This window comes from Saccharospirillum alexandrii, assembly GCF_004000275.1.
GTDB lineage: Bacteria > Pseudomonadota > Gammaproteobacteria > Pseudomonadales > Natronospirillaceae > Saccharospirillum > Saccharospirillum alexandrii.
Window position 1 is genome coordinate 520741 of sequence record NZ_RCIP01000002.1, and the last position, 11258, is coordinate 531998.

The 11258-nt window shown below is 53.2% G+C and carries 8 protein-coding genes; all 8 read left to right on the top strand.

Annotated features, from left to right (window positions below; all coding sequences use genetic code 11):
- Positions 1-55: 55 nt before the first annotated feature.
- The 8 genes from leuC (at position 56) to EP166_RS10140 (ending at position 11196) form a co-directional block, all read left to right on the top strand.
- Entirely contained in the window at positions 56-1468 is a 1413-nt protein-coding gene (gene leuC, locus EP166_RS10105) for a 3-isopropylmalate dehydratase large subunit (RefSeq protein WP_127556691.1), read from the top strand.
- Positions 1465-2112 (top strand): 3-isopropylmalate dehydratase small subunit, encoded by a 648-nt coding sequence (gene leuD, locus EP166_RS10110; RefSeq protein WP_127556692.1) that lies wholly within the window; start codon positions 1465-1467, stop codon positions 2110-2112. Before leuC ends, leuD begins: the two co-directional genes overlap by 4 nt.
- Positions 2113-2211: 99 nt before the next feature.
- Positions 2212-3228: a TRAP transporter substrate-binding protein DctP gene (gene dctP / locus EP166_RS10115; protein WP_246026269.1), complete on the top strand. Its 1017-nt coding sequence runs from the start codon at positions 2212-2214 to the stop codon at positions 3226-3228.
- 72 nt (positions 3229-3300) lie between these two features.
- Positions 3301-3807, top strand: a complete 507-nt coding sequence (locus EP166_RS10120) for a TRAP transporter small permease (RefSeq protein WP_127556693.1) — start codon at positions 3301-3303, stop codon at positions 3805-3807.
- A complete protein-coding gene (locus tag EP166_RS10125) occupies positions 3804-5120 on the top strand; it encodes a TRAP transporter large permease (protein ID WP_246026270.1) in 1317 nt (438 codons plus the stop codon). The genes EP166_RS10120 and EP166_RS10125 overlap by 4 nt, the downstream gene beginning before the upstream one ends.
- 1076 nt (positions 5121-6196) lie before the next feature.
- A complete protein-coding gene (locus tag EP166_RS10130) occupies positions 6197-7525 on the top strand; it encodes a DNA cytosine methyltransferase (protein WP_127556694.1) in 1329 nt (442 codons plus the stop codon).
- 12 nt (positions 7526-7537) lie between these two features.
- Positions 7538-9667 (top strand): hypothetical protein, encoded by a 2130-nt coding sequence (locus EP166_RS10135; RefSeq protein ID WP_127556695.1) that lies wholly within the window; start codon positions 7538-7540, stop codon positions 9665-9667.
- A complete protein-coding gene (locus tag EP166_RS10140) occupies positions 9664-11196 on the top strand; it encodes a hypothetical protein (protein ID WP_127556696.1) in 1533 nt (510 codons plus the stop codon). Before EP166_RS10135 ends, EP166_RS10140 begins: the two co-directional genes overlap by 4 nt.
- Positions 11197-11258 lie beyond the last annotated feature (62 nt).

The following is an 11258-nucleotide window of genomic DNA, read 5'->3' on the forward strand; positions in this document are numbered from 1 at the left end:
CGGCAAAGGATCAGCGATCAAAGTAGCCTGGCCTTGCGGGCAGCGTGGAAGCGACATGAGCAGACAGACCTTGTTCGACAAAATCTGGCAAAGCCATGAAATTTGCCAGAATGATGAAGGCCAGAGCTTGCTGTGGGTCGATCGGCATCTGGCTCACGAGGGATCGTTTCACGCCTTTAACAAACTGGCCGAACGCGGTCTGTCCGTGCGTCACCCGGAACTGACGCTGGGCATTGCCGATCATTATGTGCCAACCCATTCGCGCTCCCTGGCGACTGTGAATGACAAGACACGCAGCGTCATCGAACAGTTGATCACCAACACCCGAGCCCACGGAATACCCCTGATCGGACTGGACGATTCGCGCCAGGGTATTGTTCACGTTGTTGGCCCTGAGCTCGGGCTTACGCAGCCCGGTCTGGTCATGGTCTGTGGGGACAGTCATACCTCGACCCACGGTGCACTGGGTGCACTGGCGTTTGGTATTGGCGCTTCGGAAGTGGCCCACGTTCTGGCGACACAGACGCTGTGGCAAAACAAACCCAAACAATTGCGCATACGCATCGATGGCGCCTTGTCGCCGGCCGCTACCGCCAAAGACATTGCCCTGGCCTGGATCTCGCAGTTGGGCGCGGACGGCGCCCGGGGCTACGCCATCGAGTACGCCGGGTCAGCCATCGACGACCTCAGTGTTGAAGCCCGGCTCACCTTGTGCAACCTGTCCATTGAAGGCGGCGCTCGTTGCGGCATGATCGCACCGGACGACAAAACCCTCGCTTACCTCAAAAACCGCCCAATGGCGCCAAAAGGCGACGAGTTCGAGCAGGCCACGGCCTGGTGGCGAACCCTGGTCACCGATGCAGACGCGGTCTTTGACCGTGAGGTCGAATTGGATGCCTCCGAGATCGCCCCTCAGGTCACCTGGGGAACGTCGCCTGAAGAAGCCCTGCCGATCACCGCCTGTGTGCCCTACCCGGATGATGCGCACGCGACGGACAAAGCCCGGCAACATCGGGACAGCATTGACTACATGGGCCTGAAGCCGGGTCAGGCTCTAACTGACATTGCCATAGACCGGGTGTTCATTGGTTCCTGCACCAACGCTCGCATCGAGGACCTTCGCGCAGCAGCGGCTGTACTTAAAGGTCGCAAGAGCAAGGTACCCGGTTTGATTTCGGCCGGGTCAACGCAGGTAAAGGCTCAGGCCGAGGCCGAAGGGCTCGATCACATCTTCATAGAGGCAGGGCTGGAGTGGCGCGAATCGGGTTGCTCCATGTGCGTTGGCATGAATGGCGATCAGTTAGCATCGGGTGAGCGTTGCGCCTCGTCCACCAATCGGAATTTCAAAGGCCGACAAGGTCTGGGTTCCCGCACGCATCTGATGTCGCCCGCCATGGTCGCGGCAGCGGCCGTGGCCGGACACCTCACCGATGTACGCCCCTTGCTTCAGGAGTTCCCCCAGCCATGACGCCCTTTACCCAATTGACGGCACCCGCATGCCCGCTGGTGAGAAGCAATGTGGACACCGACCAGCTGATACCTGCCCGATTTATGAAAGAACCCCGCCGGGTGGGCTACGGCCAATTCCTGCTGTACGACCTTCGCCACGATGACACCGGTAAGCCGGCGGATGATTTCATATTAAACCAGCCCGGTGCGGAGCATTTCCAGATCATGGTCGCACGCCGCAATTTCGGTGCGGGCTCATCGCGTGAAGCGGCCGTATACGCCCTCGTCGATTATGGCTTCCGCTGTGTCATTGCCCCCAGCTTTGGCGATATTTTCTCATCAAACGCCGTTAACAATGGGTTGTTGCCAGCGCTCGTGAACGAGGCAGACGCAGACCGACTGCTGAACGCACTCGGGTCTGAACCCACCCCCATCAGCGTGGATCTGGCAAGCCAACAGATTCATTTTGCTGGCCAGGTTATCCCATTCGACATAAACGCGGTTTGGAAAACCAAATTGCTCAATGGTTGGGATGATATTGATCTGACCGAAGGATACAGATCGAAGATAGACGACTTTTTGTTGACGTATCAAACACGGTATCCCTGGACACAGGGCCAGCCGGAAGGAGCACCCGGGCTGATCGCCCGCGACAATCGATGACGCAAACCCCAAGAAAACCGGACCATGCCAACCTAGCCAGTATTCAGGCTAACAGAACAACAGGCAGCCCCGGATTCATAACAATGAGAGGTAATAATAATGAAGCAGTCATTCCTGAAAAAAACGGCCCTGGCCATTGGCCTGGTGTCGTCACTGTCGGTCACGAGCATCGCTTCGGCTGAAGAGCGTATTACCGCTGTTCATGCCTTCAACACCTCGCTGATTTATACCCGCAGTTTTCTGCAATTTGTCGATATGGTGAACGAGCGTGGCGAAGGCATCATTGAAATTGATGTACGTGGTGGCCCGGAAGTCATTGGCCTGAGTGAACAACCCGACGCTGTGCGCAACGGCATTGTCGATATGGCCTATACAGCGGCCAGCTTCTATGGCGGCACCGTACCGGAACGCGACATCATGGTTGCTTCTAATACGAACGCCATTTATGCCCGTGAAAGTGGCGGCATCGATCTGTTGAATCAGATCCACCAGGAAAAAATGGGCGTCTACTATTTGGGCTGGTTTGAGAGCGGTGTGAGCTACAACCTGTACACCGTCGACGAACCCACCATTGGCGACGATGGCCGTCTGAGTGTCGACGGACTGAAACTGCGCTCCAACCCGGTTTACGATGCATTCTTTCGCGACTACCTGGGTGCCGAACCCATCAGTTTGCCAACGACCGATGTGTATTCAGCGCTGGAGCGTAACGTGGTAAACGCCACAGGCTGGACTGAGATTGGCCTGGCGGACCTAAACTGGGATCGCTTCCTGAACTACCGGATTGAACCTTCGTTTTTCTCGACTGACATGGGCGTCATCATTAACCTCGACAGCTGGAATGAGCTGAGCGAAGAAGCCCAGATCATCCTTCAGGAAGTAGCCATCGAGCATGAGCGCAACAGCGCCTTAACCTTGCAGGAAGATGCCAAAGTACAACGCGAAGAAATGATCGCCAATGGCATGCAGATTGTAGATCTTGAAGGCGATGTGCGCGCGCAATTTTCTGAGTCTGCACGTGAAGCAACCTGGAACCGGATGCGCGGCCTGATGGAACGCCACCCAATGGGACTGGAGCACTATGATTCACTGGTAGAAATGTTCAACGAACTTTAACTCGACCCAAGCCATAACAGGCACGGCAGCCATCTGCCGTGCCTGTTTTTTGGTTGCTAGCAGGTGAATACCATGCGAATTGCCAGCAAGGCTTACAAAGCTTTGATCGATTTTCTAGCCATCGTCGCCGGCGCCATGCTGGTGTGGCTGATGGTGGCCATTGTACTGACGGTCGTATTACGTAACCTTGGCCTACAGCCTTCGGCCTGGTTTTTCGTATCAACAGAATACGCCATGTTCTATCTTACCCTGCTCGGCGCGCCCTGGCTGGTTAGAGAAAAGGGGCATGTCTATATCGAATTATTCACAGCAACATTGCCCAAATCCGTCCTGAACGTTCACAGCCGGGCAGTCTCTCTGTTCTGTGTCCTGGTGTGTCTGGTTCTGGCCTGGAAAGGCTATGACCTCGTCGTTCAGAACGTCACCCGGAGCGACTACGATGTTCGGGCATTCTTTGTACCCAAATGGATACTTACCATCGTCTTTCCTTTTTGTTTTTTCCTGATGGCCACAGAGTTCTTTAAATTTGTTGTCGGAAAAGACATCTTGCACAGCGGTGAAGCGGGGATCAAAGAATGATGGAATGGTATTTTGCACTCGGTTTTCTGCTGTCACTCATCGTTCTCTTCATGGGCATTGGCACGCCCATCGCGCTAGCATTCCTAGCTGCCAACGTGATTGGCTCCTGGTATTTCATGGGAGGTCAGAACGGCATTATTCAATTGCTTAATAATGGTTTCGGCTCCCTCTCCAAATTCAGTCTGGTCCCCATTCCATTGTTTCTCTTAATGGGGGAATTGTTTTTCCGCTCGGGCCTGGGCATGAAGATGTTCAACGCCATCGATCAGCTTATGGGCAAGGTGCCGGGCCGGCTTTCTTACGTCACCGTTGTCGGTGGTACGGCATTCAGCACTCTGAGTGGTTCATCCATGGGGTCAACCGCATTGATGGGCTCGTTGCTGGTACCGGAAATGACCAAGCGAGGCTACAAAAAGCACATGTCGATCGGCCCCATTCTGGGAACCGGCGGGCTGGCTATCATTATTCCGCCCTCAGCGCTGGCCGTACTGCTGGGGACTCTGGCAAAAATCGACATTGCGCAACTGCTCATTGCCGGCATCATACCCGGTTTGATACTGGCACTTTTTTACATTGTGACCATATGGGTCCGCACCCGGCTCGACCCCGATGCAGCGCCCGTGTATGAGCTGGAACCCGTCCCCTTCCTGGCAAAGATCAAACTGATACTGACCGATATCATTCCGATGGTAGGCGTTATGGTTATCATCGTCATGATGATGTTAACTGGCCTGGCAACCCCATCCGAGTCCGCTGCTTTCGGTGCGCTGGGTGTCATCATTCTTGGGTTCGTCTACCGCAAAATGAGCTGGGCCGTGTTCACCCAGTCCGTCAGCGGTTCACTGAAAGTCACCCTGATGGCCTATTTGATCGTCTTCGGCTCTGCCACGTTCAGCCAGCTACTGGCTTTCTCGGGAGCCTCCAGCGGTCTGATCGAATGGGCGACCTCCTATGATTTGGCCCCGATCTATATGCTCCTGGCCATGTTCGGTGTGCTGTTGCTGCTCGGCACCTTCATGGAGCAGATTTCCATCATGATGCTCACCGTCCCGTTCTTCTTCCCGCTGGCAGAAACCCTGGGGTTTGACCTGATCTGGTTTGGCATCATCATCTTGCTGGCGCTCGAAATCAGCTTCACTACCCCACCCTTCGGGTTGCTGCTGTTTGTGATGAAAGGCGTGGCACCGGCCGGTACCAGCATGAGGGAAATCTACACAGCGGCGATCCCCTATATTCTGTGCTCCATGCTGCTGGTGGCACTGATGATCATTTTCCCGCCGATTGCGACCTGGTTGCCTGGGATGATTAACTGACGGTCCCGCATCGTTAGCCAGCGCCCATACCGGCCTGGGCACGGCGGCGAAAATGCCTCGGAGCCATCCATGGCCCCGACCCTTCGGGCGCCTTCGGCGGGACCATTCGCGCCCGGCGAATGGTCGAACCCGGCGCTTTAGCGAACGGTACGCCCTGCTACGCAGATCAAAAAAAAACACCCCAGGGGGTGTGAGTTTACATTCACCTTAAGGCACGGCGGCGGGAATGATTCGGCCCATCCATGGGCCTAACCCCTACGGGGCGCCCTTCGGGCGTCCAAATCGGCTTTCCTGCCGATTTGTCGAACCCGGACGCTTTAGCGAACGATACGCCCCGCTTCGCGGATCAAAAAAAAGGGCCACCCCTTGTCGTTTACAGCATACTTTGTCACAACTATATAGCATAGAAGGTCACAAACCCTATATTAAATACTTTCCAGGTATGCAATCACTAACTTTAAGCGCATTTAGCTACTAATCAACACTACATATGCAATTGATTAACCTGTGAAATTCAAAGAAGGGTTATGCGCAACACGCTTTCGAAACCTCGGCATCTGTTCCTTTCACAGCATATTTCATCACAGTTTTGTATCATACATTGTCACAATGCTTAACTAAGGACCCTTCAAGGTAAGCACCCACTAACTTTATGGTAGTGAATCGCCACTAATTCACTAGAGCTCTGTCAGGCTCGTTAAAATAGTGTTGCTCGCACTCTACCGGTGCTATACCTCCCTTAGCTCCGTGTTGCCTTTTCATGCTATAGAACATCTCTATGTAGTTGAATTCATTCAACTTTGCGGTTTCTCGAGTTGGATATACCTTCCCTCTCGCTTGAACAACCTCTCTTTACGATGCACTATACAAGGCAGGGGCTGCCTTGGATCTTAGGTCCTTCAGCGCCCTGTCATAACGTGCTCCGAGGTGGAACTAATGCGGCGTTACGATTTCCCCCGCCTCGAGATTCGGTTTTGGATCGCATCAAAAACCCAAGATTCCTCTAAGCCGCGTTGTGCGGCTTGTTTTACCGCTGCGGGCCATCCCCGTATTGCGAAAGGAACCATAACAGCAAAATGGCTCACTATAAATTTATAGACCTCTTCGCCGGGTGCGGAGGACTTTCTCTCGGCTTGTCGCTGGCAGGACTGGAAGGTTTGTTCGCTATTGAGAAGGATCCAATGGCGTTCGAGACATTCTCTGCGAACTTTCTCGGCAAACGGAAGTTGCCAGCCAAGAAATTCGCCTGGCCCTTCTGGTTAGAGCAAAAGGCCTGGGGCATCGATGATTTGCTTGCCGAACACCATACTGAACTAACTCACCTCAAGGGTAAAATAGAAATCCTCGCTGGAGGTCCACCGTGTCAGGGGTTTAGTTTTGCCGGTAGGCGTCAAGAGTCAGACCCTCGCAACTTACTGTTCAAGAGATATGTTGAGGTCGTCGAAGCAATACGCCCATCTGCGCTCATCCTCGAAAATGTTCCGGGAATGAAGGTTGCCCATGCAACCAAGACGGATGACGGAATCCGCCTGCAAGCATCGGAATCCTATTATGACAAGCTCAAGAGAGACCTTGAAGCTATTGGCTACGATGTCCATTGCGAACTAATGGATGCGTCTCGGTTCGGCGTACCCCAGAAACGATCGCGCCTCATTGTACTTGGACTTAACAATGATATTTCGGCCAAGCTAGATGGCGGCGTACACAGGGTTTTTCAGTTGTTAGAAGAGAAGCGACTGGAGCAGTTATCCAAATTTCGTCTTCCGGAGATCGTCACGGCTAGTGATGCAATATCCGATCTTAACACCGATCACTTGCTCCGCCAGCCTTGTGTCGACCCTTATTCACCGCCAGGTTTCGAGGAGGCAGTCTACCTGGGCCCGAATACCACATACCAGAAGCTGATGAACAAACATTGCCGCAAAGATGCAATGGATAGCATGCGCCTAGCCAGGCATCGGCAAGAAGTTCGGGAACGCTTCACAAGAATTCTTGAAGAGTGTAAGCCTGGCGTACTGATGGATAAAGAAAGCCGAGAAAGGTTTGGACTCAAGAAGCATCGGATTTACTTAATGTCGAAAGACCTTCCCGCACCTACGATTACTACGCTCCCAGACGACGTGCTCCACTACGCAAAGCCACGAATACTGACTGTGCGGGAAAGCGCAAGGATACAAAGTTTCCCTGATTGGTTCCGCTTCAGCGGAAAATTCACAACAGGAGGGCCAATGCGTTCACAGGAGTGCCCCCGCTACACCCAAGTCGGAAACGCGGTTCCTCCCTTTCTCGCTCGGGCTATCGGGCTCGCAGTCACAGCAGCTCTGGAAGAAGCGTCTAAGGTAATAAAACCAAATTTCTGTGCAAGCTCTCAAACCACACAAGAAGAAGTGGTCGCAGCCACATAAGGAGTAAAATTCATGGATGCAACCGGAGTGACCGAGACCCAGTTCCCACGTGAATTGGTCGAGTGGGCAGGACATCACTCCGGTGGTGTAAAGCGACTGTTTGATTCCCATAGCGGACGCCCGGGCAAGAGCCTCTTAAGAACTAACCTAATATCGATGCTGGAAACGTGGGCAGAAAAGATTGCTTCGGGGACAAAGGGGACTCCGAGGATACTCCTACTGGTCGGGGGACCGGGTAACGGCAAGACTGAGGCTATCGAACACACCATAAAATGTATGGATCGAGGCCTCGATGCGGATGGCAAACTGCTGGAGAAGCTTTCCCAAGCATTCCACCCACCAGTGGGACAGGCTGTCCCTCGGACCATACAGGCGGATGCGGGGAGCCTTGCCGCCGTACCGAGCCAATTGGACTTATTCGTAGTACAAGACGCATCTGTAACGGCCGGACAGGAAGGAAGGTCCGCTTCAGAACTTCTGGTCGAAGAGCTCTCATCAATGTTTGAGGGCCCCGACACAAACATATACCTGTGTTGTGTAAATAGGGGCATTCTAGACGATGCGCTAATTCATACCGTCGAAAACAAGCTGAAGTTTCCTCGTGACTTATTGGAAACAATTACTCGCTCCGTGAGTCTTTCTTCCAGCGCTTTGTCCTGCTGGCCCCTCGAAGGCTTCCCGGAAGTGGCCTCTTGGCCAATGGACGTTGAATCACTTCTGATCAGCCCTGAAGACAGTAAACTTTCCCCTGCTTCGGCCCTGCTTGAGTATGCTACCAAGCCAGAACTTTGGCCTGGAAAAGATGAGTGCCCAGCGGGTGTTGCTTGTCCTTTCTGCCATAGTCAGTCTTTGCTGGCCCGACAGAGTCATCAGGAAGCCTTATTGCAGATACTCCGTTGGAACGAACTGGCGAGCGGGAAACGCTGGAGCTTTCGTGATTTGTTTTCTTTACTATCTTACCTGTTGGCAGGTAATCAAGCGACCACGCAAGAAAAACAGGGTTCCCCGTGCGAATGGGCCATGCACCTTGTCGAACAAGACAACTCTGGGCAATTAAACAAAGCGCCTCGCATAGGCCAACTAACGGCGATATTTCATATCGCAACGTCAGGCTATCAGCACGCACTTTTCCATGACTGGGACAGTAGTGTTGCCAATTTAATACGGCAAGATATCAAGGACCTTGGACTAGACAAATCGCTTGCCCAAACACGAACCTTGCGCGGGCTCCAGCATTTCTTGGCAAGCCGCAAGAGCAATTATTTACCAGCTACAATAGCCTCGCTACTAGAAAATTTGTCTAACCTTCTGGATCCTGCCCTCGCCAGCCCCGACACCGAAGTTACAGTCAGTAGCCGAAGCCGAATCAAACTAGGGGAGCTCGATATCAGGTTCAGTCGGTCCCTTGCCGGAGGGATTGATTTTGTACGGAAATACCAGATCCTATCGAAGATGGAGATCGACCTGCTGAAGAGACTAGCCGAAGCTGACGCTTTGCTTTCGGCTCCATCGATACGACGCAAAAGACCAACGGCAGCGAACCGGTTGCAACGTATCCTGCGTGATTTTGCCTGTCGGCTGGTGAGACGCAGCATATGTAGCCGCTCGGCTGTCGTTGCGGATTCCGAAACTCTCGCATCATTCCAGCAAGTAGTCGAGGACGATGATACGGGACAGAGCTTGTACGAAGTTGCAAAGCAAGTTAAGGAACTTCTAAACACTCGTCAAGGATTCGAGGTCTCCCTGACTACGACCTTTGGTCAGCCTTTGCCACCCTCTCAGCGCCAAGCAACCCTTATAGTTCAGCCTCGCCCCGTAAAGATGCTGCAACTTCCAACGCAAGGCCGCCCCCGATCACCCATCTGTTTTTTGCAAATTGGCACAGGAAGATCCCAGCAGCCGATTCCACTGACCTATGAACTTTTTAAGGCAGTAAAGGAATTGGAGAGGGGTTTGTCTCCCGCGTCCCTGCCTCGCACCGTTGTAGCCTTGCTCGATACTACGCGCGCAAGACTCTCAGGCCCAATCGTCAGGGACCCGGAGATACTAATGGATGCAACGATTAAGCTTGGCACCGACGGTACTGAAATCGGCCAATCTTGGAACGGGTTTGTCGCAACCCTCGGGGAGGGCCAGCAGTGACTTATACCAATTTCAAGCAGGCGCCGTGGAAGTCATCACACCCTAAATACAGACAGTCCGCGCTTTCGATCAGCCCTGCGCCAGAATATGCCAGTTCAGAGGTCCTTGTAGCATCATTATATCGCACAATTGGATACGACTCCGCTACCGAAGGTAGCGTACCTCAAGCTGGAAGAGACCTAGATAGGAAGATCCAGCGGTTCCGTGACAAGCGTTTGCAATCACCTGATGGGGCAACCTTAAAAGCTGACACGTGGCATTCAGTTCTTCATGGTGTCCTCGAAAGCCCCAAACTACCGAACCAGTCATCCAAGCGATTCCTTCAGATAACACCGCTAGTGCCAGAAGTCGCTCTGTTTTCTGGGTCTGCCCGTCTCAGCAGTAATTCCTGGCCCGCTGGTAGCCTCCTGCGCCGCATGGTATGGCTCGGTTCAGAGAACGATAATTCGGCTCGTGAATTATGGGCAGAACTTTTCGACGCAATGAGCGTAGGAGAAGACGACGACGTATTTGCACGCTGGCTAGGCCAAGAAACCCAAGCTTGGAATAGTCCTGCAACTTGGGAGCTAGCCCCTGTCCCCTCTATCGAGGTGGCCACCTTATCAAGGAAAGATTTTGACAGCATCCGGTTCCTACCATCAAGACAATTCACCCATGATTTGCGCGCTGTTATCCATGCAAAGGGGGCAATGACTCGACGTCAGTGGACAAGTCTTCTGGAATCGATTCTACGCCTCGGCGCAGCAACACATGTGATATGGCTCTGTGACGTTCAAGCAAGGATCTGGCGTTGTCTATCTGACGCATATGAAAACAGTGAGCCCATTTCTGAGCCAGAGGTCCGGGCACAAATCTTCCCTTCTTCACCCCATTACATGACTTACGGCGGGAAGGCTTTGCCAGGATTCCGTGACCGTGCTTCCAACTACCTTGCAGCAAGACTTGGCATCAACACGCTACTTTGGTCGCTGGAACAAGCAGGGGCGGCCTTCGAGGGAAATCTTTGTTCTAGCAAGGACATCACTGAATTGTGCCACCATATCCAGTCCAACAAAGGAGCTCTAATAGAGGCCGGTACGATGGAAGATCTAGTTGAAATCCGAGAGCGGGAGGCGCGCGCCTTGAATTGCAGGAAAGGCATTGGCTCAAATCTTCTTGAGTTTGCTCGTCACGCTCTTGGACAGAGGCAGACAGCAATTCATTTGCTTAGGGGTTACGACCAAGGATATGTCCTTAAGAAAAAAGGCAATAGTCCATCAAGCCCCTGGATAGTATCCCTCGGTCCAGTGTCTGTCCTTGCCTTGGTCCATTGCGCCCTCTTTGGCATGGTAGGCCCGAGATCCATACACCGGCTAGCCCAGCATTTAGCTGACTATGGCATCGCCATTGACCGGCACGATATTGCGCATAATGACCTCGGCCAGCAACTCAGGATGCTTGGGCTAGTACTCGATAGCCCAGATGCAGAAAGCGGCATGCTGTTGTTACCCCCCTTCCCCGCCACCCAGTCCATAAGCGAAAGTATATGAATAAACTGGTACAACGCCTTGCGTGGATCACTTCGCAGAAGGTCCAAGGTTCAGTTCGAGGA

Coding starts and splice junctions, on each gene's coding strand:
- EP166_RS10130 (WP_127556694.1), top strand. CDS start 6,197: ATGGCTCACTATAAATTTATAGACCTCTTCGCCGGGTGCGGAGGACTT.
- EP166_RS10120 (WP_127556693.1), top strand. CDS start 3,301: ATGCGAATTGCCAGCAAGGCTTACAAAGCTTTGATCGATTTTCTAGCC.
- leuD (WP_127556692.1), top strand. CDS start 1,465: ATGACGCCCTTTACCCAATTGACGGCACCCGCATGCCCGCTGGTGAGA.
- dctP (WP_246026269.1), top strand. CDS start 2,212: ATGAAGCAGTCATTCCTGAAAAAAACGGCCCTGGCCATTGGCCTGGTG.
- EP166_RS10135 (WP_127556695.1), top strand. CDS start 7,538: ATGGATGCAACCGGAGTGACCGAGACCCAGTTCCCACGTGAATTGGTC.
- EP166_RS10125 (WP_246026270.1), top strand. CDS start 3,804: ATGATGGAATGGTATTTTGCACTCGGTTTTCTGCTGTCACTCATCGTT.
- leuC (WP_127556691.1), top strand. CDS start 56: ATGAGCAGACAGACCTTGTTCGACAAAATCTGGCAAAGCCATGAAATT.